Genomic DNA, 24,032 nt, shown 5'->3' with positions numbered 1-24,032 from the left:
CGTCAGAAGATGTCGATGCTGTCGGCAAGCGCGGAATAGTTCGAGAACCCGTCGAACGTCAGGCTGTCGTCGCCGAAGTCGAGCGTGATCGAGCCCTTGTTTTTCTCGCCGTACCGGTTGACGACCTGGTTGGCACTCAGGTTGCCGGACCAGAGCGCATCGTCGAGCCGGACCGTGTCCTGGCGCGAGAAGTCGGTAATGCGGTCGTGGTCGTCGCCATTGCGGAACACGAAGGTGTCCGGGCCGGAACCGCCGGTCATGCGGTCGTTGCCCGTCCCGCCGTTGAGGTTGTCGCGCCCGCCGTCGCCTCTCAGAACGTCCCTGCCGGCATCGCCACGCAGCATGTCGCTGCCGGACCCGCCCTTGATGTGGTCGTTGCCGCTTCCTCCGAACATCTTGTCGCGCCCGCCGTCGCCGCGGATCTTGTCGGAGCCCTGGCCACCGCGCAGGATGTCCCCGCCGCCGTTGCCATCGAGGAGATCGTTGCCAGCGTCACCGTCGAGACGGTCGCGCCGCCCACTGCCGACCATCTGCTCGTCCATCGCGCCGGACGATTTGCCGAAGTGTTGTGTCAGCACCATCGACGTCTTGCCGCTCAGCGGGTCGAACTTGCCGATCTCGATGCCGAAGCCTGCATGTTCGTACTTGGCGCTGAGGATGTTGGCTTTGTGCCCGGGGCTTTCCATCAGCCCGTCAAACAGCCGCTTGACGTCGTCGCGCAGGCCCGAGGAGCCACCGATCGTACCGGCGGCGATGTTTTCGCCCGTGGACCAGCCGCTTTTCAGATCATAGCCCTCGCGCGCAATGCGCTGGTGCGCATTCGATCCGTCGGCCCCGTCATGGGAGAAAAACCCGTGCTTCAGCATCGACTTCGAGTATTTCTCGGCGGACTCGTTGAGATTGCGTTCCAGCGTAAGCTTGCCGACCCCGGCTTTCTGACGCGCAGCGTTGACCAGTTCGAGCACGTAAATTTCGAGGGCGTTCGCGTTCTTCATCGACCTGCTCCGTAGCTGTTGCGATGCGCTTCCCGGCGCCGGTTCGAACTAGTCCCTTATTGAGGCGGAAATTCGGCTGGAATCGCGCACAAAGCCGGTGATCCTGCCAATTTCGAGCGAATTGAGGCGTCATAGAGTACCGCGATTCCGGGGGATTCACAGGAACGGGGGCCGAAGGCGCCTGATGTGCGCGGGTTCTCGCCGGAGTGTCGGACGAGGTCGTCGCCCGGGGTCAGAGCCCGTGTGTGCCGTCGAATGGCGCGGTCTCGGGCCTGCTCCACCCCCCGAGCGCGCCGGCGCGCGACGCGAAGGTCTCGACCAGGAGAGGATGACAGGCCGCGACATCGCTCGAATGCTGCGCCGAACAGTCGCCGCCGGGACAGGCGCTGAGCGCGCCGAGCAGATCGACTTCGGCGAAGAATTCGAGGAAATCGCTCGGCCGGACCGGGCTTGCCTTCATGAAGTACTGGCCGGTGTCGCGGGTGAAGCCGGTGCACATGAAAACGTTGAGAACGTCATGGACGTGGCCTTCGGCCTCGGAGACCGACAGTCCCAGATGCGCGGCCAGTGCCCGCGTCAGATTGGAATGGCAGCAGTGATAATACTGCGCGCCGCCGCTCAGCACCGCATGGGTATAGGGATCGCAGCGCGTGCCGATGACGTCGTGGACAGACCCGCCGAAGGCATCGATGCCGTACCAGTCGAGCGTGTCCCGGGTCACGGTAGCGAGCGGGCGCAGGTACGGGAAGTTCGACCACAGCCGGTCGCCGGTGCTGACATGCGTGCCGTGCAGCGCACGGGTCTTGCCGGAGTAGAACCGTTCGCCGAGATCGTCACGGTTCCAGAGGTTCAGGTCGCCGACCTGAGGCCCCTCGACCGAAGTGATCCGGAAGAAATGTCCAGCCGGAACCTCGAAGCAGGCAGCCTCGCGGGGTGCGACGATCACCTCCCCGGTCTTTTCGAAACCGTCCCGCGCAGCCGACAAAATCGCCATGTCGGGTTTCGGCAAGGTCTCGACCGGGTAGCAGATCACCGGCGCCACGTCGCGCCTTGCCTGTGCGTCCTCGGGTGTGGTCATCTGCAAGCTCCTTCTCTGACCTCAGAAGGGGTACGCGCGCACTTGGCATTTGCCAAGCCGGTCGGCTCAGCGCCGCCCGCCAAGCGTGCCGCGCCGGCAATCACGCGGCGCACCGTCGCCGGCGGTATAGACCTCGGCCCCGCAGGAGGCGCAGCGATGAAAGTGCAGGCTGCCCTTGTCGCGCGACCGGTCGGCGCGCCAGCGGCAATCGCGCGTCAGCGTGGTGCGTGTGTGGCGCCAGTAGAGATAGGCCAGCACGCCGACAAGCAGCAGGATCAGCAGCACGGGCATGGCATGTCCTTTCCGGGCTGTCCGGCGCCACCGAGCGGGACAAGGCCCGCCCGGGTCAACGCCGGATGCGCTTGGGCCGGATCAGGCAGCGGCGTCGAAAAGCGTGTAGTCGGCCTGCCTTGAGTTGGGGCGATGCGGGGTTGGGGTAAAGTACGCATAAGCCTCTTCCAAGGCCGCCAGCGCTTCGCGCGCCTTGTCCTCGGACTTGTCGGTTTTCTGGGTCACGGGTCTGCTCCGAAACTGTGAGCCCTCCCTGTCACCGAGTTAAGCGCCCGACGGCCGAACACCACCCTCCGGAGGCCCCGCGCGGCGTAACGACGCTGCGTCGCGTGGCACGGTTCAGGTCAGATCGCGCGGTCCACCATCATCTTCTTGATATTGGAGATCGCCTCGGCCGGGTTCAGGCCCTTCGGACAGGTCTTGGCGCAGTTCATGATCGTGTGGCAGCGGTAGAGCTTGAACGGATCCTCGAGATCGTCGAGCCGCTCGCCCGTGGCCTCGTCGCGGCTGTCGATGATCCAGCGGTAGGCATGCAGCAGCGCCGCCGGCCCGAGGTAGCGGTCGCCGTTCCACCAGTAGGACGGGCAGGAGGTCGAGCACGAGGCGCACATGATGCACTCGTAAAGCCCGTCGAGCTTCGAGCGGTCCTCGATCGACTGCCGCCACTCCTTGGCCGGCTCGTTCGACTTGGTCTCGAGCCAGGGCATGATCGAGGCGTGCTGGGCATAGAAGTGCGTCAGGTCCGGGATCAGGTCCTTGACCACCGGCATATGCGGCAGCGGGTAGATCTTCACGTCGCCCTCGACGTCGTCGATGCCCCAGGTGCAGGCCAGCGTGTTCTGCCCGTCGATGTTCATCGCGCAGGACCCACAGATGCCCTCGCGGCAGGAGCGCCGGAAAGTCAGCGTGGGGTCGATCTCGTTCTTGATCTTGATCAGCGCGTCGAGAATCATCGGTCCGCAGGTGTCGAGATCGACGAAATAGGTGTCGACGGACGGGTTCTTTCCGTCATCCGGGTTCCAGCGGTAGATCTGGAACTTGCGCACGTTGGTCGCGCCCTCTGGCTTAGGCCAGGTCTTGCCGGTCGTGATACGGGAGTTCTTGGGGAGCGTGAGCTGAACCATTTCGGCGTCTCCTTCTAAAGAGCGGGGCCGCTGCCGGGGACCTGCGCGGTCAGGCAGCTTTCCGTTGCGGGGCGCGACAGAATCGCACGAATCGTCTCGGCGGTCTGCGGGTCGGGACCGATCAGCGCGTCCTGCGCCAGATCGGCCAGTTCCGGGCCGGTCGCATTGTCGATGAGGCAGTCGGTGAACGGCGTGTAAAGCGCCTTGGGCACCTGCGGGAAGTAAAGCGCCAGCGCCTCTGGCACGACGGTCTTGGCGGCGGCACGACCGGATTCGTCGGCTGTGCGCACGATTTCGGCGCAGCCGGCCAGTCCCGCCAGCGCGACGGACAGGATCAGAGCGCCGGCCCGGCGCCGGGTGCGGAAGGACAGACTCGGGTTCATGTTCCCCACCTTGCGAACAGGACATCCATGTAGCGCGGGCGCGCGCGCCGTCCCGGACCGCCCGCGACAGTCAGCACGTCGCGCATCTCAAGACCGGCCGCGGCCAGCAGCGCGACAACCTCGGACGGCGGCGCCACGCCGTCGAACCGCGGCGTCACCGACAGCTCCAGGATCACGAACTCGCAGCGCGAAAGCGTTTCGGCACCACCGCGCAGCACCTCGGCCTCGTAGCCTTCGGTGTCGATCTTCAACCCGACCCGTCCCGGGCAGGCGCGCATCAGATCGTCGAGCCTTGCGACGGGGACATCATGCATCTCGCCGCCGGTGAAATTGTCGGCCATCGGATCGGTGCGGATGCGCAGGCTCGCCATGTCCTCCTGCCGTCCCTTGCGGTTGCGGGGCACCGTCAGGCGGGCGGTCCCCGGCGCCTCGCCGAGGGCCACGGCGTGAAAGTCGAAATTCGCCGGCACTCCGCTCGTTGCGATTTCGGCCTCGCAGCTCGCCTGCGGGTCCACGAGGACGAAACGGGCCTGCGGGAAGCACCGGTAAAGCCAGGTCGTGCCGCCGCCGACACCGACGTCGACCACGACCTCGGGTGCGAAACCATAGCCGCGCAGGTAGGCCGCGCGGGTCTTGATGGGATGAGCGGCCATCCCCTCGGACCTCAGCGCGCGGCGCGCATCCTCGAGCACTTCGCTCATGCCGCTCGCCCGATCGGTGACATCCACATCAGCAAAACAACGGCGCCTGCGTGACGCCGCGTTGACGTGGCCGGCAGGCCGGTCGCTGCACGTATTGCGGTGTTGCCGCCTCGAACGGCGGGGTCACAGGGGTCGCGGTGTAGACCGGCTCCGGGCGCGCAGGTGCGGCCGGGTAGATCGGTGCGTCGGCGCGACGGGTATTGCCCTCGCCGGTCACCGCCACGAAGGTCGCACCGCCCAAGCCGGCCTCGGTGGCCGCGGGCGCCGTGACGACCGGCGCGGGCTGGCCCGGTTCATTCAGTTCCGCCTTGCGCCGGACACACTGGTTCAGGATTTCGGCGCCGCGCACCGTGCCGCCGGCACCGGGCCGAACGACCGGGGCGAGGGTGCCGGGCGTGTACTCGTAGTTGCCGGGCAGGTCGAGCTCGGCGATGCACTGTCGTGCGTAGTCGTCGTCCCGCGATACGCAGGCCACGAGACCCGATGCGGCGAGCACGAGAAAGGCCGCCATTCGAAGCCGCCCCGGTCCTGTCACGACGTTCTCTGTCGACATGTTCCGTCTCCCTGAACCACGCGTCTCAGCAATAGAGCGATCCTCGGTAGATCCGCGGATTTCCAAGCGTACACCCCGGCGACACGAGGCGCGCGGGTGCCCGATACGCGGGCGTCACCACGACCGGCGCGGCCTGCGCGGCCGCCGGCGGCGTTCCATAGGTGTACGTCTGCACCGTGTACTGCCTGCCGTCGACGGTTTCGGTCTCGACGACCGCCTTCTGCGTCGACCCGGCCGGCGTCGATGCCGCGAGCTGGGCCTTGTTCTGGATACAGGCGTTGACAGCGGCCGCCCCCTCGGCGGTTCCGCCTACGCCGGGGCTGACGACCGGAACGGCCTGCCCCGCCGGGTACTCGTAGGCGCCCGGCGCATTCACCTCGAACATGCACTGCGTCGCGTAATCCGCCCCACCGCTGGAGCAGGCCGCAAGATTCGCCAGCAGGAAGAGCGAGATCACAAATGTCTTGACCGCGTTCAGCATCAGAACGTCCTTTGCTTGGGGGCGATCTTCTTGGGATCAATGCCGCCGTCATTGTGGCTGGTCAGGGGCTCGGTATGCACGCCGCGATAGCCCAGCGAGGCGCGGTTGCCCTTGAACCAGATCAGCGAATGCTTGCGCCAGTTCTCGTCATCGCGCTCGGGGAAATCCTCGTGCGCATGAGCCCCGCGGCTTTCGTGGCGCGCCTCGGCGGCGGTGATCGTCGCCACCGCGTTCGGGATGAGGTTGGCAAGCTCGAGCGTTTCCATGAGATCGGAGTTCCAGACCAGCGAGCGGTCGGTGACGCCGATGTCGTCGTACTTGCCGGCAACCTCCTCCATCCGCGATTTGCCGTTGGCCAGCGTGTCCTTGGCACGGAACACCGCCGCGTCCTTCTGCATCGTCTGCTGCATCTCGAGCCGCAGCTCCGCCGTCGGCGTGTGACCCTTGGCGTGGCGCAGGCTGTCAAAGCGGTCGAGCGCACGGTCGATGCTATGCTGGTTCGGCGTCGGCACGGCGCTTTCGGGGTCGACCACCTTGCCCGCGCGGATTGCGGCGGCCCGTCCGAAGACGACAAGGTCGATGAGCGAGTTCGAGCCCAGGCGGTTCGCCCCGTGGACCGAGGCGCAGCCCGCCTCGCCCACGGCCATGAGGCCCGGAGAGACGCGATCGGGATCGTCCTTGGTCGGGGCCAGCACCTCGCCCCAGTAGTTCGTCGGGATACCGCCCATGTTGTAATGCACCGTCGGCAGGACCGGGATCGGCTCCTTGTTGACGTTGACGCCGGCGAAGATGCGCGCGCTTTCCGAGATCCCCGGCAAGCGCAGGTGCAGCGTCTCGGGCGGCAGGTGATTGAGGTTGAGGTGGATGTGGTCGCCATCCTTGCCGACGCCGCGGCCCTCGCGGATCTCCAGCGTCATGCAGCGGCTGACGTAGTCGCGGGGGGCGAGGTCCTTGTACTGCGGCGCGTAGCGCTCCATGAAACGCTCGCCCTCGGAATTGGTGAGATACCCGCCCTCGCCGCGCGCGCCCTCTGTGATCAGGCAGCCGGCGCCGTAGATGCCGGTCGGGTGAAACTGCACGAATTCCATGTCCTGCAACGGCAGGCCCGCGCGCGCCGTCATCCCGCCGCCGTCGCCGGTGCAGGTGTGCGCCGAGGTGGCCGAGAAATAGGCCCGGCCGTAGCCGCCGGTTGCCAACACGACCATCTTCGCCGCAAAAAGATGCAGCGTGCCGTCGTCGAGCTTCCAGCAAAGCACGCCCTGGCAGGTTCCGTCCTCGGACATGATGAGGTCGATGGCGAAATACTCGATGTAGAACTCGGCCTTCTGTTTCAGCGACTGGCCGTAAAGCGTGTGCAGGATCGCGTGGCCGGTCCGGTCGGCGGCAGCACAGGTGCGCTGCACGGCGGGGCCTTCGCCGAATTCGGTCGTGTGGCCGCCGAAGGGCCGCTGGTAGATCTTGCCCTCCTCGGTACGCGAGAACGGCACGCCGTAATGCTCGAGCTCGTAGACCGCCTTCGGAGCTTCGCGGGCGAGGTATTCCATCGCGTCCGTATCGCCGAGCCAGTCCGAGCCTTTAACGGTGTCGTACATGTGCCACTGCCAGGTGTCGGGGCCCATGTTGGCAAGCGAGGCAGCGATGCCGCCCTGTGCGGCGACGGTGTGCGAGCGCGTCGGGAAGACCTTGCTGATGCAGGCGGTGCGCAAGCCTTGCTCGGCCATGCCGAGGGTCGCCCGGAGACCCGCGCCGCCGGCGCCGACCACCACCACGTCGTATTCGTGCGTTTCGTAATCGTATTCAGCCATTGCTGTCTCCAGAGGTCAGAGGGCGAGGCGCACGAGCGCGAAAAGCGCCGCGGCAAGGGCGGCGTAGCTGATGCAGGTCACCGCGAGGAGCGCGATCTTGCCGGCAAGACCGTGCACGTAATCCTCGATCATCACCTGTGCGCCGCCGACGAGATGCTTGAAGCCGACCGTGAAGGTCAGCGCCGCGACAACGGCGGGGAACGGGCGTTGGTAGTAGGCCACCACCTCGGCATAGGGCGCGCCGAGGATCGCGCCGAAGGTGAAGATGAAGAGCGGCACGAGGATCAGCAGGGCCACGGACGTCACGGTCATCGACCAGTGATGCGCGGTGCCCGACTTGGCGGATCCGAGGCCTGCGGCGCGTTTGCGGTCGGTCAGGTAGCTCATGGCGGCCTCCTCAGACGACGAGAATGGTCAGAAGGGTCAGGACGACCGAGCCACCGAGGCACGCCCAGCCAAGCTTGTCCGAGGTCTTGACATCGAGCGCGTAGCCCTGATCCCAGATCAGATGGCGCAGCCCGGCGAGCAGATGGTACCACAGCCCCAGAGCCGAAATTGTCATGACCAGATCCCCGAACCAGCTGGTCAGGAAGCCATCGGCGATGGCGAAGGCGCTCGATGACGTGGCCGCGGCGACGAACCACCAGACAATCAGCAGGGCCGAGATCAGCAGCGCGTTGCCGGTGATCCGGGTCAGGATCGAGGTGACCGAATTGAGCTGGAAGCGGTAGTACTGCCCCAGCATAAAAGGTGAGAGCGGGCGGTTGCCCCGGTTCACGTCGGCCATGTCAGACTCCTTCGGACCTTTGTGCTCCTTTCTAAGCTTTCTCGCGGCCATGTCACGGGTAAGCTGAGCAAAAGCGTCCTCATGACGCGGAAAGCGGGCCGGCAATCTTGCATGCGAAGCGTTTTGTGATCACGCGCATCCGGCCCGTGATCACAGTGTCCAGTTCAACGTCCCCGGCTAAGTTGACGTGTTGTCTCGCGCTGCAGTTTTCGCCGAATCTGCTCGGGATAATCCTCGAACCCGTTCGCCGTAATCACGAAGGCGCCTTCACCCGTGATCAGGTTCTCGAAGAACCATGCGGTCAGGTCTTCTTCGCTGGTCTCGATGGCCAGCGCGTTCACGGTGACGCCTTTTTCGCGCAGCTGAGGATGCAGGGTCTTCGGATCCAATCCTTCGTTCGAGGGACCGTCGCCCGAAACGTCGATGACGCGCCGGCGGCACTCGGGAACGTCGTCGAGGCTGCGGGCGGCAAGGGCAAGCGCCTCGCCCACAGCAGTGGAATAGTTGCGCCAGACCCGTTCGTCGGCCTCGATCCGGTCGGCCAGCGCATAGGCGTCGTCGGGCGACGCGATCGCGGTCCAGGGAATCGTCTGGCGCTGTCGCGAAGCGCCTGTCCACTGGATCAGCGTCACCTGCGCCTTGGTGTCCACCAGCGCGTCGACGATGATCCCGTCTCGCAGCGCCGCGGCGAGGCCGGTCATCTGGATCTCGTATTCCCGCGGATCGACCGACCCGGAAATGTCGACCGCCAGCACCAGCGCGAGCCCGCAGGCGCGAGCGGCGGCTCCGGCGGCGCAGAAGCCGGCGGCAAGAGGCAGGATCGCCCGGATCATGTCGCGACCATTCCGCGAAACAGGCCAACAGGCAAGCCGCGGGGTGGCGCGTCAGACCGGGATCAGCGCCCAGTAGTCGAGATCGAGCAGTACGTCCGGCAGGTACTTGCCGTCCTCTCCGCGCAGCGCGAAGGGCTTGGTGCCCCGCATGGCGACCAGCCGCAGGCGCAGGGCGCCGACGCCGGGGGCCGCCGTCTCGGCCTTGTCCAGCACTTCCGACCAGGCCCGAATGGTATCCCCCGCAAGGCAGGGATTGGCATGTGCCCCGCCGTTCAGGCCGACGATCATCTGCGCGTTGGCCAGCCCGTTGAAGCTGAGCGCGCGCGCCATCGAAATGACGTGACCGCCGTAGATCAGACGGCTGCCATCTGGCCGGGCGGACGTGTCGAAATGCACCTTCGCGGTGTTCTGCCAGAGCCGTGTCGCCAGCATGTGCTCGGCCTCTTCGACGGTGACGCCGTCGACGTGGTCGATGGTCTCTCCCACGGCGTAGTCGCCCCAGCGATACGGGTCGCCCGCAAGGTCGAAATCGTACCGTGTAAAGTCCAGGCCGTCCGGCACCACCAGCCTCTCCGGAGCCAGCGCATCGGCCAGATCGGGCACCACCGTCTCGGGCGGCGGGGTGTTGGGGTCGCGCTTGCGCACCATGACCCAGCGCACGTATTCGATCACCGTCTCGCCGTGCTGGTTCTCGCCGCGGCTGCGCACCCAGACCACTCCGGTCTTGCCGTTCGAGTTCTGCTTGAGGCCGATCACCTCGGAACTTGCGGTCAGCGTGTCGCCGGGCCAGACCGGTTTCAGCCAGCGCCCCTCGGCATAGCCGAGATTGGCGACGGCATTCAGCGAGATATCGGGCACCGTCTTGCCGAACACCACGTGAAAGGCGGCAAGGTCGTCGATCGGGCTCGCCGGCAGCCCGCAGGCCTGCGCGAAGGTGTCCGCGGAGTAGAGCGCGTGACGCGCCGGGTAGAGCGCGTGGTAGAGTGCCCGCTCGCCCTGCCCGACCGTGCGCGGCACGGCGTGGCGGATCACCTGTCCGATGCTGTAGTCTTCGAAGAAACGGCCCGGGTTGGTCTTGCCCATCATTGCTGCCCGAGCTTGATGTCGGGGCTGTAGGTCCCCTCGACCTCCTTGGTGACCGCCTGGCCGCAGCGCATGGTGTGGCTGACCGGGTCGAAGGTCTGGGTGGGCGAGCCATGCAGGACCCACCCCTTGTTGAGCGCCTCGGTCACCTTGTGACAGAACGCAGACGTGTCTTCCTCGGAGAGGAACCGATAAAGCTTCATGCAATGCTCCGGAGTTGTCAGGCAGGGAACGGCCAGTAGCCAAGCCAGACATGGACGTAGGCGATGACCAGGAAAAGCACGACGGTTATCACGACCAGCCGGATGCGCGTAGCTGCACCGGCGGGTGGGGGCGCGGTCCATTCGGGTTCGGCGCGGTTGATCACGATGACCTCAACCACCGCCCAGGCAAGCAAGCCGCCGAAGAGGACGATGGCCGCAAGGTCACCGTTCACCAGAAGGTGCGCAACCGCCCAGATTTTGACCGCTGTCAGCTGAGGGTGGCGGATGCGTGACGCCGGCCATGCCTTGGCATCTTTGGCGTGGCTCGACCCGAAGGTCCAGAGTGCCAGCACCATCAGGAAGTTGTTGACGTGGACCATGAACGGCGGCGACGTCCAGAGCGGCACGAAGTCGGCGGTCCGGTAGCCCCAGATCATCAGACCGACCGAGACCAGCAAGGTCACGGCAACGACACCTTGCCCCGCGTTGCCCATCGCGGCGCGCCGTTCGGGCATGACACGTTTGAAGAGGTGGCCGGCCCACCACAGCACGAGACCGAGGCACAGAAGGATCATCGCCTACTCCGCAGACATTGCCGCTATCGCGGTCGACTTTGACAGGGTTTCGCGAGCGGTTGCAACGTGCAGGTTCTCCACGATCCGCCCGTCGACCACCGCAACCGCCTGTCCCTCGGCGATCGCCTGCTCGTAGGCTGCGATCTGGCGCCGGGCGAGGTCGATCTCGTCCTCGCTGGGTGCAAAGGCGGCATTGGCGATGTCAATCTGCGCGGGATGGATCAGCGTCTTGCCGTCAAATCCCATGTCGCGGCCCTGCGCGCATTCCGCCCGGAGCCCTTCGTCGTCCTTGAAGGCATTGTAGACCCCGTCGACGATGGCGACCCCATGCGCCTTGGCGGCCAGCAGGCACAGGCCCAGACCGGCCATCAGCGGCATACGGTCGGCCCGGAACCGCGCGTTCAGCTCCTTGGCCAGATCGTTGGTGCCCATCACCATGCCGTCAAGCTGCGGATGGGCCGCGATCTCGCTGGCGGCCAGCATCCCGGCGGGCGTTTCCATCATCGCCCAGATCGGCATTTCGCCGGTCGTCCGCGCCAGCGCGTCGAGATCGGCAGGGCCGGAGACCTTCGGCAGCAGGACCGCGTCGGCCTTCATGCCGGCCACGGCCTCGGCATCCTCCGTCCCCCAGGGGCTGTCGAGCGCGTTGATGCGGACGATCCGCAGGCGCGGACCGTAGCCGTCCGCGTCGAGCGCCTCGGCCAGGGTCCGGCGCGCCGCGACCTTTTCATCCGGGGGCACGGCGTCCTCGAGATCGAAGATGATCGCGTCGACAGCAAGAGTCCGGGCCTTCTCGAGCGCGCGCGGCTTCGAGGCCGGGATGTAGAGGACGGACCGCAGAGGCCGTTGATTATCGGTCATGCGAGATGTCTCCTTGCCCATCAGGCGAGTCAGTCAGTTGCGCGAAACAGGCCATTTATAAAACAAAATTTCAAGGGCATTCGCGCTGCGATGCAGCAAAAGTCAAATGCAAAGTTTATGCGCCCGCGCTGTTAACCATTATTTCAACGCTCTCGCAGAGATTTTGCCACGTCGGATATCTCAGGGAGGGCCGTTTCGGCAACGCCACTGAGAAAGCACACGGATCGGGGATATCGCGGCATTTGATCTTGAACCGGGACCGCCCGGTCATCGCCGGGTTGCCGGCTTTGGCAGATGACAACGGGCGTCGCCACCCTCGAACGAAGGCTGACACGCTATGACACGCTTCATGAAAATCTTCCGCTTCGGCGCTCTCGCTGCCGGTTCCGCATTCTACCTCTTCGCAACCCAGCAGGCTGCTGCACAATCCCGCAACTGCGCCCCGCGCGATGCCGTGGTCAGCCGTCTTGCGCAAGGCTACGGCGAGTCCCGCCAATCCATGGGTCTCGGCTCCAACAACGCCGTCGTCGAGGTTTTTGCCTCGGCTGAAACCGGCACCTGGACCATCACCGTGACCACGCCCAACGGGCTGACCTGCCTTGTCGCCTCCGGACAATCCTTCGAGACGCTGGCCGAAGCCGCCCCGATCATCGACAGCGACGCCTGACGATCTGCGCTGCCTGCAGCTCGCGCCCCGCGCCGCCGCCCGAAACGGGCGCGCGGACCGGGACAAAGAGGTGACTCTGCCGCCGATGCTCCGACTGACGGATTGCGACAGGCATATGCAAAGCGCCGTCAGGTCAGGCCGTCCCAGATCAGCTTGACGCCCGTCACCCCGAGCAGAATGTAGGTCACGGCGAAAAAGGCGCGCTCCGAGATCATCCGGTGCGCCCGGACACCAAGCCAGGCGCCCAGTAGGGCGAACGGCGCAAGAACGAGGTCGGCCCGGAATGTGCCGGCCGTGAAAAGGCCGAGCCAGGCATAGGGCAGGAACTTGGCGATGTTGATCGCCCAGAAGACCAGCACCGTCGTCGCCTGGTACTCGGTCTTCGACATTCCTCTCGCCAACAGGTAGACCGCCGCCGGCGGCCCGCCCGCATGGCTGACGTAACTGGTGAACCCGGCCACGACCCCGGCCAGCAGCCCGACCCCGCGCGACACCTGCCGCTTGACGACCGAAATCCAGCCGTTTGCCAGCGCGAGACGCCAGGCGACGAAGAGCAGCGCGATCGTCCCGATCATCACCCGCAACACGTCCGGCGAGGCCACCGCGTAGAACGCCGCGCCCAGCGCCACGCCCGGCAGCCCGCCGAGGATCAGCATCCAGGCCGCCTCGGCGTTCCAGCGCCGCCAGTAGGGTCGCAACGTGCTGGCATCCATCAGCATCAGAAGCGGCAGCATCACGCCAAGCGCCAGCCCGGGCTCGATGACCAGCGCCAGCAGGCTCGACGAGGCAAAGGCTGCGCCGGAGCCGAACCCGCCTTTGGAAATGCCGGCGAACAGCACGGCGGGCCCGGCGATCAGAAGGAAGCTCAGGTCCAGAACCGGCATGCCGCCGCCCCTCCTTAGGTGGATTTCGGATTGCGGACGTCAGAGCGTCGCGCAGCCGCAGCTAAGCCGGAAACGTCTTTTCCCGCAATCGCCGCACCGGTGGCGCAGGGCACATCGCTCCAACTTGCGCAGGACGAGGGGATTGGATAACCCGGGGCCGAACCTGAAACCGGATTTCCACCACTGCGGAGACATTCCCATGGCCAGACCCAAAATCGCGCTGATCGGCGCGGGCCAGATCGGCGGCACGCTCGCCCACCTGGCGGCACTCAAGGAACTCGGAGACGTCGTGCTGTTCGACATCGCCGAGGGCATTCCCGAGGGCAAGGCGCTCGACATCGCGGAAAGCGGCCCGGCCGGACGCTTCGATGCCGCCCTTTCGGGCACCCAGTCCTACGAGGACATCGCGGGCGCCGACGTCTGCATCGTCACCGCCGGTGTGCCGCGCAAGCCAGGCATGAGCCGTGACGACCTTCTCGGCATCAACCTCAAGGTCATGAAGTCGGTCGGCGAGGGTATCGCCCAGCATGCGCCCGACGCCTTCGTCATCTGCATCACCAACCCGCTCGACGCGATGGTCTGGGCACTGCGCCAGTTCTCCGGCCTGCCCCACGAGAAGGTCTGCGGCATGGCGGGCGTGCTCGACAGCGCGCGGTTCCGGCATTTCCTCGCCACCGAGTTCGACGTGTCGATGAAGGACGTCAGCGCTTTCGTGTTGGGGGGTCACGGCGACACGATGGTGCCGCTGGTGCGCTATTCCACCGTCGCCGGCATCCCGCTCCCGGATCTCGTCAAGATGGGCTGGACCACGCAGGAGAAGCTCGACGCCATCGTCCAGCGCACCCGCGACGGTGGCGCCGAGATCGTCGGCCTGCTCAAGACCGGGTCGGCCTATTACGCGCCCGCGACGGCAGCAATCGAGATGGCCGAGGCCTATCTCAAGGACCAGAAGCGCGTCCTGCCCTGCGCGGCCTATGTCGACGGCGCCTACGGGCTTGACGGGTTCTACGTGGGTGTGCCGACCGTCATCGGCAAAGGCGGCGTCGAGCGCGTCGTCGAGATCTCGATGAACAAGGACGAGCAGGCGATGTTCGACAGCTCCGTAAAGGCAGTGAAGGGTCTCGTCGAGGCCTGCAAGGGGATCGACGACAGCCTCTGAGGCGATCTCCTGTCATGTATTTCCAGCGGTCGGTCCCGGCGGGGCCGGCCGCTTTTTTTGTCCAGAGATCGGCATCTTCATTGAAGAACTCAGACAGAACATTCGGCCATCCGCTGGAACGCCTAAGCCGCGTCGATCCGGTGATTCGCCGCTACCGGTGGCGTTGTGATCACACCCACAAATCGTGTGATCACAAACCGCGCTTTATGGCGCAAAATCGCGCAAAACCCCAAAAACCCCGTGTAACTGCCAAAGCACGGGCACTATAGATTAATCAACGCAAGCTACACGGGACGGAGTCTTCGATGAACATCCACGAATACCAGGCCAAAGCCCTGCTGCGCAGCTTCGGCGCACCGGTTTCCGACGGACGGGTCGTGCTGCGGGCCGAGGAAGCCAAAACCGCGGCGGGCGCGCTCGACGGGCCGTTGTGGGTGGTGAAGGCCCAGATCCACGCCGGCGGACGCGGCAAGGGCAAGTTCAAGGAAGCCGACGCCGGCGAAAAGGGCGGCGTACGCCTGACCAAGTCGGTCGAGGAAGCCGCCGAAGAAGCCAAGCGTATGCTTGGGCGCACGCTCGTCACGCACCAGACCGGACCGGCGGGCAAGCAGGTCAACCGGATCTACATCGAGGACGGCTCGGGCATCGAAACCGAGATGTACCTGGCGCTGCTCGTCGATCGCCAGACCAGCCGCGTGTCCTTCGTCTGCTCGACCGAGGGCGGCATGGACATCGAAGAGGTCGCCGCCGCGACCCCGGAAAAGATCCTCAGCTTTTCGGTCGATCCGGCCACCGGCTACCAGCCCTATCACGGGCGCCGGATCGCCTTCTCGCTAGGTCTCGAGGGCAAGCAGGTCAAGCAATGCGTGGCGCTGATGGGCCTGCTCTACCGCGCCTTCCTCGAGAAGGACATGGAGATGCTCGAGATCAACCCGCTGATCGTGACCGACAGCGGCGATCTCAAGGTGCTCGACGCAAAGGTCAGCTTCGACGGCAACGCGGTCTACCGCCATGCCGATGTCGCCGAGCTGCGCGACACCACAGAGGAGGATCCCAAGGAGCTCGAGGCCTCCAAGTACGACCTCAACTACATCGCGCTCGACGGCGAGATCGGCTGCATGGTCAACGGCGCCGGCCTCGCGATGGCGACGATGGACATTATCAAGCTCTACGGCGCCGAGCCCGCGAACTTTCTCGACGTCGGTGGCGGCGCCACAAAGGAGAAGGTGACCGAGGCGTTCAAGATCATCACCTCGGACCCGAACGTGAAGGGCATCCTCGTCAACATCTTCGGCGGCATCATGCGCTGCGACGTCATCGCCGAAGGCGTTGTCGCAGCGGTCAAGGAAGTCGGTCTTCAGGTGCCGTTGGTGGTCCGGCTCGAAGGCACCAACGTGCAGCAGGGAAAGGACATCATCAACAATTCCGGCCTCGACGTGATCGCTGCGGATGACCTCAAGGACGGTGCGCAAAAGATCGTCAAGGCGGTCAAGGGGTGAATGGTGCGCGTCCGGGCGAATTGGCCCGCACGCCTCGGGACCAGTGAGAAGAGGCTGAAGTGAAGGCAATCGTCCATATCGGCATGCCGAAGACCGGCTCGACGTCGATCCAGGCCTGGCTTGGCGCGAACACCAGGGAACTGGCGCGTCACGACCTTGCCTATGACCGCTTCAAGATGAGCGGCTACAGGGTCGGCGCTGCGCACCAGGGGGTGGCTATTTCGCTCTATGAATCAGCCGGCCTGCTCATGTCCAACCAGGGCGTGCGGATCCACTACAAGCTCAAGGACCGGGCCGCCCAGTCGGCCTTCGTGGGAAGGTTCCGCGAAAAGTTCGAGAAGGTGCTCGCGAACCGCAACGAGGAGACTTTCGTGATTTCGTCGGAGTACATCGGCGCGGCACGGATCCGCCGCACCCATGTCGAGGCGATGGATGCCTGGCTGCGCCAGTTCTTCACCGAGGTCCGGTACGTCGTCTATTTCCGCCGGCAAGAGGACTGGATCGCGAGTTCGTATTCCGAGCGGCTGAAGCGCGGCGTGACCTACACGCTCGACGATGTCGTAGAGATGCATGGCAAGCAGGACTGGTTCCGGAAGGCACGCGCATGGAAGAACGCGGTCGGCGCGGATCGGCTTACCGTGCGACTGCTCGAACCGGACGTGCTGGACGGCGGCGACCTGATCACCGATTTTGCGCACCAGTTGGGCCTTGCGTCCACCGACGGCATGAACGCCGCACCTCGGCTCAACGAGAGCCTGTCGGCACCGGCAGCGATCCTTTTGCGGCAGATCAACGAGAACGTCTCGCACATCGTCAACGACGGAACGAAGATCAACCCGATCAAGACCAAGCTGCGCGCGGCCCTGCTGGAGCAGAAGCTGAACCTTCCGAAGATTGCACTGACCCCCGGTCAGGTGCTGCGGGTGCGCGAGATGAACGCGGAGAGCAATGCAAAGCTCTGCGAGATGTTTTTTCCCGGTCGGGACGAACTGTTTCCGGACCGCGGCACGAAACCCTACATCTCTGTCACGCCGGAAAACGTCGCAAGCTCGGCGACCGGCCTGTTGCTGGCAATGCTGCATGAAGAGCCCGAATCCGCGGCGTCCGAAACGGCTGATGACAGCACAAATATCGCGCGCTTCAAGCGCTATCTGGCACGACGTCTGAGCAGCTGATCCATGGCTTTTCTGAACGAACAGTTGAAGCTCGCCTACTACCCGATCCCCAAGGTCGCCTGTTCGACACTGAAGGGCGTGATGTACGAGCTCGAGACCGGCCACAAGTGGAAGCGGACGCCGGAACTGGCCGCGCGCGGCATCCGGACGCTGCACCAGTACCACATCTCCAAGCGCTTCGATCCAAGCGACATGGACAATCCGGCGCAATACTGGAAATTCGCTGTGTTGCGCGACCCGGCGTCCCGGATCATGTCGGCCTACGCCTCGAAGATTCTAAAGAAGAACTCGGTCGCGGCAGAGCGGGAAAAGCAGTCGAAGAATTCCGGGAAAGGTCTTTGGTCGAGCCTCGGCAAGCGGCTGCGAAGGGCCGGCGACGATCTCGCGAAGCTTCCGACGCACCCGTCGCCGGACGAATTTGTCTACAGGCTTGACGAGTATCGAAAGCACGTCAACGTCATCAAGACCCACACGCGACCCACCCGGTACTACCTCGGGACCGACCTCGGGTTTTTCGACCGGCTCTTCAAGCTGTCCGAAATGGACGCGCTTCGGGACGAACTCAGCCGCCGGGCCGGGCGCGAGGTGGCGATCAAGAAGAAGAACGCGATCCCGGACGAACACAAGGTCGGCATCGACGACCTGTCGAAACCCGCATTCGACCACCTGATGGCCCGGCTCGACGACGAATACACGCTTCTGGCGGACCATTTTCCGCGCCCGGTGCAGTCGCGGTGAGCGCGGCGCCGGCGACACGCACCCTCGACGCAGGCCGGTCCGAACCGGCCGCGCCAAAGACCCACAATTCGCCCCGGTCGGGGCAGTACAAAGAAGGACCTTCTCATGGCCGTACTTGTCGATGAAAACACCAAGGTGATCTGCCAGGGCTTCACCGGCTCGCAGGGCACGTTCCACTCCGAGCAGGCCATCGCATACGGCACCAAGATGGTCGGCGGTGTGACGCCGGGCAAAGGCGGGCAGATGCATCTGGACCTGCCGGTGTTCGACTCGGTCCACGAGGCCAAGTCCAAGACCGAGGCGAACGCCTCGGTGATCTACGTGCCGCCGCCCTTCGCCGCGGATTCGATCCTCGAGGCGATCGACGCCGAGATGGAACTGATCGTCTGCATCACAGAGGGCATCCCGGTGCTCGACATGATGCGCGTCAAGCGCGCGCTCGAAGGATCGTCATCGCGCCTCATCGGGCCGAACTGCCCCGGTGTCATCACCCCGGACGCCTGCAAGATCGGCATCATGCCCGGACACATCCACCAGCGCGGCTCGTGCGGGGTGGTCTCGCGCTCGGGCACGCTGACCTACGAGGCGGTCAAGCAGACTTCGGACATGGGCCTCGGCCAGTCCTCCGCCGTGGGTATCGGTGGCGACCCGATCAAGGGCACGGAACACATCGACGTGCTCGAGATGTTCCTTGCCGATCCGGAAACCGAAAGCATCATCATGATCGGAGAGATCGGAGGCTCGGCAGAGGAGGAGGCCGCGCAGTTCCTCGCCGACGAGAAGAAGAAGGGCCGCTGGAAGCCCACCGCCGGCTTCATCGCCGGACGCACCGCACCTCCGGGTCGGCGCATGGGCCACGCGGGTGCTATCGTCGCCGGCGGCAAGGGCGACGCGGAAAGCAAGATCGAGGCCATGCGCTCGGCCGGCATCGTCGTGGCGGACAGCCCCGCGACGCTGGGCGAGGCCGTCAAGGAGGCGATCGACAAGGGCTAGGACAGGACGGCATCGTAGCCCAGAAGGAGGAAAGCTCATGGGTTTCATCGACGCGATAAAGACCTGCTTTGCGAAGTACGTGACATTCTCGGGACGCGCACCGCGCTCCGAGTACTGGTGGTTCTTTCTCTTCGTGATCCTGGGCGGCATCGTGGCCAGCCTCATCGACCTCGCGCTCTTCGGGGCGCCCGAACCGGTCGAGGGCGAACCGTCGAGCTCGGGCGGGCCGATCAACGGCATCTTCAGCCTCGTGACTTTCCTGCCGCTGCTGGCCGCCGGCTGGCGGCGCATGCACGACACCGGGCGCTCCGGCAAGCTGCTGCTGCTGCCGCTTGCGGTAACCCTCGGCCTGATGCTGCTGATGCTTTTCGGCATCATGGGCGTTGGGATGATCGAGCAGGCGGGCGGCGCGGAGATGGTCGAAGGTCCTGCTATCGCCCTGGGCACGTTCGGGATGATCCTGATCCTCGTACTCCAGATCGTCCTGTCCATTCTCATTCTCTGGTGGCTGTCGCGCCCGTCGCAGCCCGGCACGAACGAATACGGTCCCAACCCGCAAGAGGTGACGCAATGACCGACCAGCCACAGAACGCACAGTTCCATGCCTCGAGCTTCATGCAGGGGCACAACGCGGAATACCTCGAACAGATGTACGCCCGCTATGCCAACGACCCGAACGCGGTCGACGAGGCCTGGGCGGAGTTCTTTCGGGCGATGGGCGACGACGAGATGTCCGTCAAGCGCGAGGCGGCCGGGCCGTCCTGGCAGCGGCGAGACTGGCCGCCCGCACCGGGCGACGAGCTGACCGCGGCGCTGACCGGCGAATGGGCGCCCGAGGCCGAGGTGAAGGCGGCAGGCGACAAGATCAGGGCCAAGGCGCAGGACGCAGGCGTCGCCGTCAGCGACGAGCAGGTCAAGCGCGCCGTGTTGGATTCGATCCGGGCGCTGATGATTATCCGCGCCTACCGCATCCGCGGCCATCTGGTGGCCGACCTCGACCCGCTGGGCATGCGCGAGGTCACCCCGCATCCCGAGCTCGATCCGAGATCCTACGGGTTCTCGGATGCGGACCTCGACCGGCCGATCTTCATCGACAACGTCCTGGGCCTGCAGGTCGCCTCGATGCGCCAGATCCTCGACATCGTGCAACGCACCTACTGCGGCACCTTCGCGCTGCAGTACATGCACATCTCGAACCCCGAGGAATCGTCGTGGCTCAAGGAGCGGATCGAAGGCTACGGCAAGGAAATCTCGTTCACCCGTGAAGGCCGCAAGGCGATCCTGAACAAACTGGTCGAGGCCGAGGGCTTCGAGAAATTCCTGCACGTCAAGTACATGGGCACCAAGCGCTTCGGACTCGACGGCGGCGAAAGCCTGATCCCGGCGATGGAGCAGATCATCAAGCGCGGCGGCTCGCTCGGTCTCGAGGACATCGTGATCGGCATGCCGCACCGCGGGCGCTTGTCGGTGCTCGCCAACGTGATGCAGAAACCCTACCGGGCGATCTTCAACGAATTCCAGGGCGGCAGCTTCAAGCCCGAGGACGTAGATGGGTCAGGCGACGTGAAATACCACCTTGGCGCGTCCTCGGACCGCGAGTTCGACGGCAACACCGTCCACCTGAGCCTGACCGCGAACCCCAGCCACCTCGAGGCCGTGAACCCGGTCGTGCTGGGCAAGGTCCGCGCCAAGCAGGACCAGAACAACGACCCCGAGCGCACGACGGTCATGCCGATCCTGCTGCATGGCGACGCGGCCTTTGCCGGACAGGGCGTGGTGGCCGAGTGTTTCGCGCTGTCAGGACTGCGCGGGCATCGGACGGGCGGCACGATGCACGTGGTGGTCAACAACCAGATCGGTTTTACCACCGCGCCGCATTTCTCGCGCTCCTCGCCCTATCCCACCGACAACGCCCTGGTGGTCGAGGCGCCGATCTTCCACGTCAACGGCGACGACCCAGAGGCCGTGGTGCATGCCGCCAAGGTCGCCACCGAGTTCCGCCAGAAGTTCCGCAAGGACGTGGTGATCGACATTTTCTGCTATCGCCGGTTCGGTCACAATGAAGGCGACGAGCCGATGTTCACCAATCCGACGATGTACAAGGCGATCAAGAAGCACAAGACGACGCTCACGCTCTACACCGAACGGCTGGTAAAGGACGGCCTGATCCCGGAAGGCGAGATCGAGGACATGAAGGCCGCTTTCCAGGCGCGGATGAACGAAGAGTTCGAGGCCGGCAAGGACTTCCGTCCGAACAAGGCCGACTGGCTCGACGGCAAGTGGTCGCATCTCGACCGGATGAAGGAGAAGAAGTACCAGCGCGGAAAGACGGCGATCAAGAAGGAAACGCTGGCCGATGTCGGAAAGGCGCTGACCAGCGTGCCCGACGGGTTGCCGGTGCATCGCACGGTCGAGCGTCTTCTCGACGCCAAGCGCGAGATGTTCTCGTCGGGCAAGGGGTTCGACTGGGCCACCGCCGAGGCGCTGGCCTTCGGCTCGCTGCTGACCGAAGGGTACCCGGTCCGGCTGGCCGGGCAGGACAGCACCCGGGGCACCTTCTCGCAGCGCCACTCGGCACTGGTGAACCAGGAGACCGAGGAACGCTATTACCCGCTCAACAACGTGCGCGCGGGACAGGCGCATTACGAGGTCATCGATTCGATGCTCTCGGAATACGCGGTGCTGGGCTTCGAATACGGCTACTCGCTGGCCGAACCCAACGCGCTGGTGATGTGGGAGGCGCAGTTCGGCGATTTCGCCAACGGGGCGCAGATCATGTTCGACCAGTTCGTCTCGTCCGGTGAGTCGAAATGGCTGCGCATGTCGGGCCTCGTCTGCCTCTTGCCGCACGGATACGAAGGACAGGGTCCGGAACACAGCTCCGCCCGGCTCGAACGGTTCCTGCAGATGTGCGGACAGGACAACTGGATCGTCGCCAACTGCACGACCCCGGCAAACTACTTCCACATCCTGCGCCGGCAGATCCACCGCAGCTTCCGCAAGCCGCTGATCCTGATGACACCGAAGTCGCTTCTGCGGCACAAGCTCGCCATCAGCCGGTCCGAGGACTTCACCACCGGCTCGTCCTTCCACCGCGTGCTGTGGGACGACGCCGAGAAGGGCAATTCCGACACCAAGCTGGTGGCGGACGACAAGATCAAGCGCGTCGTGATGTGTTCCGGCAAGGTCTACTACGACCTGCTGGAAGAGCGCGATGAACGTGGCATCGACGACATCTACCTGCTGCGGTTCGAGCAGTTCTATCCCTTCCCGGCCCAATCCGCGGTGAAGGAGCTGGAGCGCTTCAAGCAGGCCGAGATGATCTGGTGCCAGGAAGAGCCCAAGAACCAGGGTGGCTGGACCTTCATCGAGCCCAACATCGAATGGGTGCTGGGCCGCATCGAGGCCAAGCACAGACGGCCGGTCTATGTCGGCCGCGCCACCTCCGCCTCGCCCGCCACCGGGCTTGCGAGCCAGCACAAGGCCCAACAGCAGGCGCTCGTGAACGAGGCCCTGACCATCGAAGGAAGCAAATGATGAGCACCGAAGTCCGCGTCCCCACCCTGGGCGAATCCGTCACCGAGGCGACCGTCGCGACCTGGTTCAAGAAGCCCGGCGACGCGGTCGCGGTCGACGAGATGCTGTGCGAACTCGAGACCGACAAGGTCACCGTCGAGGTGCCGAGCCCCGCCGCCGGCACCATGGGCGAGATCGTCGCCGCCGAAGGCGAGACCGTCGGCGTCGATGCCCTGCTCGCGACCATCGAGGAAGGCGAGGGCGCCAGGGATTCGGGCGGCGGCTCCGACAAGACGGACGAGAAGACGGAAGAGCCGGCCAAGGCCGTTGATGCCGGCGCCTCGGAGGTCAAGGTCAAGCCCGCCGAAACCGAGACCGGCGAAGGCGGCGCGATCGACGTTATGGTGCCCACGCTCGGTGAAAGCGTTACAGAGGCGACCGTGTCCACCTGGTTCAAGAAGGAAGGCGACAGCGTCGCGCAGGACGAGATGCTCTGCGAACTCGAAACCGACAAGGTCTCGGTCGAGGTGCCGAGCCCCGCCGCCGGCGTGCTGTCGGAAATCCTCGCGCCCGAAGGCACCACGGTCGAGGCCAATGCCCGGCTCGCGGTGATCTCGGGCGGGCAAGGTGCGGCCCCGTCGGATAAATCCTCCGGCGACGCGGACAAGCCGAGCCAGCGCAGCGGGGACGGTGGCAGGGACGTCGAGGATGCGCCCTCGGCCAAGAAGGCGATGGCCGAGGCCGGCCTGTCGCGCGACGCCGTCACCGGCTCGGGCCGCGACGGGCGCGTGATGAAGGATGACGTGGCCAAGGCCGTCGCGGCGGCAGGATCGGCACCGTCGGCGGCTCCGAGTGCCCCGGCCGCGCCGCGCGCGCCCGTCGCCGCCGATGACGAGGCGCGCGAGGAGCGGGTCAAGATGACCCGGCTGCGCCAGACCATCGCCAAGCGCCTCAAGGACAGCCAGAACACCGCCGCGATGCTGACGACCTACAACGAGGTCGACATGACCGAGGTCATGGCGTTGCGCAACGAGTACAAGGACCTGTTCCAGAAGAAGCACGGCGTGAAGCTCGGCTTCATGTCCTTCTTCACCAAGGCCTGCTGCCATGCCCTGAAGGAAGTGCCGGAGGTCAACGCCGAGATCGACGGGACCGACATCGTCTACAAGAACTTCGTGCACATGGGGATTGCGACCGGCACGCCCACGGGCCTCGTGGTGCCGGTGATCCGGGACGCGGATTCGCTCTCCTTCGCCGATATCGAGAAGGCGATCGCCGAGAAGGGCGCGCGGGCACGCGACGGCAAGCTGTCGATGGCCGAGATGCAGGGCGGCACCTTCACCATCTCAAACGGCGGTGTCTACGGCTCGTTGATGTCCTCGCCGATCCTGAACCCGCCGCAGTCGGGCATTCTCGGCATGCACAAGATCCAGGAGCGTCCGATGGCGATCAAGGGGCAGGTCGTGATCCGCCCGATGATGTACCTCGCGCTCAGCTACGATCACCGCATCGTCGACGGCAAGGGCGCCGTGACCTTCCTCGTCCGCGTAAAGGAAGCGCTCGAGGATCCGCGCCGGCTGTTGATGGATCTCTGACAGCGCGCTGCGTCGCTTCATGGTCGGCCCCAATCGGGCCGGCCGGAACCTGC

Annotated in this window: 27 protein-coding genes; 9 read left to right on the top strand and 18 right to left on the bottom strand. The window is 65.3% G+C overall.

Annotated elements, in window-relative coordinates:
* Positions 1 to 2: 2 nt before the first annotated feature.
* The 17 genes from R5H30_RS13875 to R5H30_RS13795 all read right to left on the bottom strand — a co-directional run bounded on the left by R5H30_RS13875 (position 3) and on the right by R5H30_RS13795 (position 11,753).
* Entirely contained in the window at positions 3 to 995 is a 993-nt protein-coding gene (locus tag R5H30_RS13875) for a CAP domain-containing protein (protein WP_318329045.1), read from the bottom strand.
* Between the two features lie 232 nt (positions 996 to 1,227).
* Entirely contained in the window at positions 1,228 to 2,073 is an 846-nt protein-coding gene (locus R5H30_RS13870; protein ID WP_318329044.1) for an urea carboxylase-associated family protein, read from the bottom strand.
* A gap of 66 nt (positions 2,074 to 2,139) precedes the next feature.
* Positions 2,140 to 2,364: a hypothetical protein gene (locus R5H30_RS13865; RefSeq protein ID WP_318329043.1), complete on the bottom strand. Its 225-nt coding sequence runs from the start codon at positions 2,362 to 2,364 to the stop codon at positions 2,140 to 2,142.
* Positions 2,365 to 2,445: 81 nt separating this feature from the next.
* Positions 2,446 to 2,589: a hypothetical protein gene (locus R5H30_RS13860; protein ID WP_318329042.1), complete on the bottom strand. Its 144-nt coding sequence runs from the start codon at positions 2,587 to 2,589 to the stop codon at positions 2,446 to 2,448.
* A 119-nt stretch (positions 2,590 to 2,708) separates the two neighbouring features.
* Positions 2,709 to 3,488, bottom strand: coding sequence for a succinate dehydrogenase iron-sulfur subunit (locus R5H30_RS13855; protein WP_318329040.1), 780 nt, complete (start codon positions 3,486 to 3,488; stop codon positions 2,709 to 2,711).
* A gap of 14 nt (positions 3,489 to 3,502) precedes the next feature.
* Complete coding sequence (locus tag R5H30_RS13850) at positions 3,503 to 3,871, bottom strand: hypothetical protein (RefSeq protein ID WP_318329039.1); 369 nt, start codon at positions 3,869 to 3,871, stop codon at positions 3,503 to 3,505.
* On the bottom strand, positions 3,868 to 4,572 hold the full coding sequence (locus R5H30_RS13845; RefSeq protein WP_318329037.1) for an FkbM family methyltransferase: 705 nt from the start codon (positions 4,570 to 4,572) through the stop codon (positions 3,868 to 3,870). Before R5H30_RS13845 ends, R5H30_RS13850 begins: the two co-directional genes overlap by 4 nt.
* A gap of 28 nt (positions 4,573 to 4,600) precedes the next feature.
* Positions 4,601 to 5,125 carry a hypothetical protein gene (locus R5H30_RS13840; RefSeq protein WP_318329035.1) on the bottom strand — a complete coding sequence of 175 codons (525 nt, stop codon included), beginning with the start codon at positions 5,123 to 5,125 and terminating at the stop codon, positions 4,601 to 4,603.
* A gap of 25 nt (positions 5,126 to 5,150) precedes the next feature.
* A complete protein-coding gene (locus R5H30_RS13835; RefSeq protein WP_318329034.1) occupies positions 5,151 to 5,606 on the bottom strand; it encodes a hypothetical protein in 456 nt (151 codons plus the stop codon).
* Complete coding sequence (gene sdhA, locus R5H30_RS13830) at positions 5,606 to 7,411, bottom strand: succinate dehydrogenase flavoprotein subunit (protein ID WP_318329033.1); 1,806 nt, start codon at positions 7,409 to 7,411, stop codon at positions 5,606 to 5,608. The genes R5H30_RS13835 and sdhA overlap by 1 nt, the downstream gene beginning before the upstream one ends.
* Before the next feature lie 15 nt (positions 7,412 to 7,426).
* A complete protein-coding gene (gene sdhD, locus R5H30_RS13825; protein WP_318329032.1) occupies positions 7,427 to 7,798 on the bottom strand; it encodes a succinate dehydrogenase, hydrophobic membrane anchor protein in 372 nt (123 codons plus the stop codon).
* A 10-nt stretch (positions 7,799 to 7,808) separates the two neighbouring features.
* A complete protein-coding gene (gene sdhC / locus R5H30_RS13820) occupies positions 7,809 to 8,198 on the bottom strand; it encodes a succinate dehydrogenase, cytochrome b556 subunit (protein ID WP_318329031.1) in 390 nt (129 codons plus the stop codon).
* A 164-nt stretch (positions 8,199 to 8,362) separates the two neighbouring features.
* Positions 8,363 to 9,031: a DUF1194 domain-containing protein gene (locus R5H30_RS13815; RefSeq protein ID WP_318329030.1), complete on the bottom strand. Its 669-nt coding sequence runs from the start codon at positions 9,029 to 9,031 to the stop codon at positions 8,363 to 8,365.
* A 51-nt stretch (positions 9,032 to 9,082) separates the two neighbouring features.
* The gene (locus R5H30_RS13810) at positions 9,083 to 10,114 is read right to left on the bottom strand and encodes a MaoC family dehydratase (RefSeq protein ID WP_318329029.1); all 1,032 of its coding nucleotides are present in this window, start codon (positions 10,112 to 10,114) and stop codon (positions 9,083 to 9,085) included.
* Positions 10,114 to 10,317, bottom strand: a complete 204-nt coding sequence (locus R5H30_RS13805; protein ID WP_318329028.1) for a DUF1737 domain-containing protein — start codon at positions 10,315 to 10,317, stop codon at positions 10,114 to 10,116. Before R5H30_RS13805 ends, R5H30_RS13810 begins: the two co-directional genes overlap by 1 nt.
* Before the next feature lie 17 nt (positions 10,318 to 10,334).
* Positions 10,335 to 10,892: an NnrU family protein gene (locus tag R5H30_RS13800; protein WP_318329027.1), complete on the bottom strand. Its 558-nt coding sequence runs from the start codon at positions 10,890 to 10,892 to the stop codon at positions 10,335 to 10,337.
* A gap of 3 nt (positions 10,893 to 10,895) precedes the next feature.
* The gene (locus tag R5H30_RS13795; RefSeq protein WP_318329026.1) at positions 10,896 to 11,753 is read right to left on the bottom strand and encodes an HpcH/HpaI aldolase/citrate lyase family protein; all 858 of its coding nucleotides are present in this window, start codon (positions 11,751 to 11,753) and stop codon (positions 10,896 to 10,898) included.
* Positions 11,754 to 12,102: 349 nt separating this feature from the next.
* Here R5H30_RS13795 and R5H30_RS13790 point away from each other — a divergent pair, with 349 nt between their 5' ends.
* On the top strand, positions 12,103 to 12,420 hold the full coding sequence (locus tag R5H30_RS13790; protein ID WP_318329025.1) for a hypothetical protein: 318 nt from the start codon (positions 12,103 to 12,105) through the stop codon (positions 12,418 to 12,420).
* A 128-nt stretch (positions 12,421 to 12,548) separates the two neighbouring features.
* Here R5H30_RS13790 and R5H30_RS13785 read toward each other — a convergent pair whose 3' ends face one another.
* Complete coding sequence (locus tag R5H30_RS13785) at positions 12,549 to 13,304, bottom strand: sulfite exporter TauE/SafE family protein (protein ID WP_318329024.1); 756 nt, start codon at positions 13,302 to 13,304, stop codon at positions 12,549 to 12,551.
* Positions 13,305 to 13,503: 199 nt separating this feature from the next.
* Between R5H30_RS13785 and mdh the strand changes: the two genes are divergently transcribed.
* The 8 genes from mdh (at position 13,504) to odhB (ending at position 23,979) form a co-directional block, all read left to right on the top strand.
* Positions 13,504 to 14,463, top strand: a complete 960-nt coding sequence (gene mdh / locus R5H30_RS13780; RefSeq protein WP_318329023.1) for a malate dehydrogenase — start codon at positions 13,504 to 13,506, stop codon at positions 14,461 to 14,463.
* A 305-nt stretch (positions 14,464 to 14,768) separates the two neighbouring features.
* Positions 14,769 to 15,962, top strand: coding sequence for an ADP-forming succinate--CoA ligase subunit beta (gene sucC, locus R5H30_RS13775; RefSeq protein WP_318329022.1), 1,194 nt, complete (start codon positions 14,769 to 14,771; stop codon positions 15,960 to 15,962).
* A 59-nt stretch (positions 15,963 to 16,021) separates the two neighbouring features.
* A complete protein-coding gene (locus tag R5H30_RS13770) occupies positions 16,022 to 17,137 on the top strand; it encodes a hypothetical protein (RefSeq protein ID WP_318329021.1) in 1,116 nt (371 codons plus the stop codon).
* A gap of 3 nt (positions 17,138 to 17,140) precedes the next feature.
* Entirely contained in the window at positions 17,141 to 17,875 is a 735-nt protein-coding gene (locus R5H30_RS13765; RefSeq protein ID WP_318329020.1) for a sulfotransferase family 2 domain-containing protein, read from the top strand.
* Positions 17,876 to 17,980: 105 nt separating this feature from the next.
* Positions 17,981 to 18,868 carry a succinate--CoA ligase subunit alpha gene (sucD, locus tag R5H30_RS13760; protein WP_318329019.1) on the top strand — a complete coding sequence of 296 codons (888 nt, stop codon included), beginning with the start codon at positions 17,981 to 17,983 and terminating at the stop codon, positions 18,866 to 18,868.
* Between the two features lie 37 nt (positions 18,869 to 18,905).
* Positions 18,906 to 19,442 (top strand): DUF805 domain-containing protein, encoded by a 537-nt coding sequence (locus R5H30_RS13755; RefSeq protein ID WP_318329018.1) that lies wholly within the window; start codon positions 18,906 to 18,908, stop codon positions 19,440 to 19,442.
* Positions 19,439 to 22,405, top strand: a complete 2,967-nt coding sequence (locus R5H30_RS13750; protein ID WP_318329017.1) for a 2-oxoglutarate dehydrogenase E1 component — start codon at positions 19,439 to 19,441, stop codon at positions 22,403 to 22,405. The genes R5H30_RS13755 and R5H30_RS13750 overlap by 4 nt, the downstream gene beginning before the upstream one ends.
* Positions 22,405 to 23,979 (top strand): 2-oxoglutarate dehydrogenase complex dihydrolipoyllysine-residue succinyltransferase, encoded by a 1,575-nt coding sequence (odhB, locus tag R5H30_RS13745; RefSeq protein ID WP_318329016.1) that lies wholly within the window; start codon positions 22,405 to 22,407, stop codon positions 23,977 to 23,979. The genes R5H30_RS13750 and odhB overlap by 1 nt, the downstream gene beginning before the upstream one ends.
* Positions 23,980 to 24,032: the final 53 nt, after the last annotated feature.

The organism is Roseobacter sp. FCG-D35 (assembly GCF_033436665.1).
In the GTDB taxonomy this organism is placed as follows: domain Bacteria; phylum Pseudomonadota; class Alphaproteobacteria; order Rhodobacterales; family Rhodobacteraceae; genus JAWQFO01.
The sequence above is the reverse complement of the archived record's forward strand: the minus strand, read 5'-3'. Positions and strand labels throughout refer to the sequence as shown.

Coding starts and splice junctions, on each gene's coding strand:
- sucC (WP_318329022.1), top strand. CDS start 14,769: ATGAACATCCACGAATACCAGGCCAAAGCCCTGCTGCGCAGCTTCGGC.
- odhB (WP_318329016.1), top strand. CDS start 22,405: ATGAGCACCGAAGTCCGCGTCCCCACCCTGGGCGAATCCGTCACCGAG.
- R5H30_RS13790 (WP_318329025.1), top strand. CDS start 12,103: ATGAAAATCTTCCGCTTCGGCGCTCTCGCTGCCGGTTCCGCATTCTAC.
- R5H30_RS13750 (WP_318329017.1), top strand. CDS start 19,439: ATGACCGACCAGCCACAGAACGCACAGTTCCATGCCTCGAGCTTCATG.
- sdhA (WP_318329033.1), bottom strand. CDS start 7,411: ATGGCTGAATACGATTACGAAACGCACGAATACGACGTGGTGGTGGTC.
- R5H30_RS13815 (WP_318329030.1), bottom strand. CDS start 9,031: ATGATCCGGGCGATCCTGCCTCTTGCCGCCGGCTTCTGCGCCGCCGGA.
- R5H30_RS13765 (WP_318329020.1), top strand. CDS start 17,141: ATGGCTTTTCTGAACGAACAGTTGAAGCTCGCCTACTACCCGATCCCC.
- R5H30_RS13865 (WP_318329043.1), bottom strand. CDS start 2,364: ATGCCCGTGCTGCTGATCCTGCTGCTTGTCGGCGTGCTGGCCTATCTC.
- sdhD (WP_318329032.1), bottom strand. CDS start 7,798: ATGAGCTACCTGACCGACCGCAAACGCGCCGCAGGCCTCGGATCCGCC.
- R5H30_RS13785 (WP_318329024.1), bottom strand. CDS start 13,304: ATGCCGGTTCTGGACCTGAGCTTCCTTCTGATCGCCGGGCCCGCCGTG.
- R5H30_RS13840 (WP_318329035.1), bottom strand. CDS start 5,125: ATGTCGACAGAGAACGTCGTGACAGGACCGGGGCGGCTTCGAATGGCG.
- R5H30_RS13850 (WP_318329039.1), bottom strand. CDS start 3,871: ATGAACCCGAGTCTGTCCTTCCGCACCCGGCGCCGGGCCGGCGCTCTG.
- R5H30_RS13800 (WP_318329027.1), bottom strand. CDS start 10,892: ATGATCCTTCTGTGCCTCGGTCTCGTGCTGTGGTGGGCCGGCCACCTC.
- R5H30_RS13870 (WP_318329044.1), bottom strand. CDS start 2,073: ATGACCACACCCGAGGACGCACAGGCAAGGCGCGACGTGGCGCCGGTG.
- R5H30_RS13875 (WP_318329045.1), bottom strand. CDS start 995: ATGAAGAACGCGAACGCCCTCGAAATTTACGTGCTCGAACTGGTCAAC.
- R5H30_RS13855 (WP_318329040.1), bottom strand. CDS start 3,488: ATGGTTCAGCTCACGCTCCCCAAGAACTCCCGTATCACGACCGGCAAG.
- mdh (WP_318329023.1), top strand. CDS start 13,504: ATGGCCAGACCCAAAATCGCGCTGATCGGCGCGGGCCAGATCGGCGGC.
- R5H30_RS13845 (WP_318329037.1), bottom strand. CDS start 4,572: ATGAGCGAAGTGCTCGAGGATGCGCGCCGCGCGCTGAGGTCCGAGGGG.
- R5H30_RS13755 (WP_318329018.1), top strand. CDS start 18,906: ATGGGTTTCATCGACGCGATAAAGACCTGCTTTGCGAAGTACGTGACA.
- sucD (WP_318329019.1), top strand. CDS start 17,981: ATGGCCGTACTTGTCGATGAAAACACCAAGGTGATCTGCCAGGGCTTC.
- sdhC (WP_318329031.1), bottom strand. CDS start 8,198: ATGGCCGACGTGAACCGGGGCAACCGCCCGCTCTCACCTTTTATGCTG.
- R5H30_RS13835 (WP_318329034.1), bottom strand. CDS start 5,606: ATGCTGAACGCGGTCAAGACATTTGTGATCTCGCTCTTCCTGCTGGCG.
- R5H30_RS13795 (WP_318329026.1), bottom strand. CDS start 11,753: ATGACCGATAATCAACGGCCTCTGCGGTCCGTCCTCTACATCCCGGCC.
- R5H30_RS13805 (WP_318329028.1), bottom strand. CDS start 10,317: ATGAAGCTTTATCGGTTCCTCTCCGAGGAAGACACGTCTGCGTTCTGT.
- R5H30_RS13810 (WP_318329029.1), bottom strand. CDS start 10,114: ATGGGCAAGACCAACCCGGGCCGTTTCTTCGAAGACTACAGCATCGGA.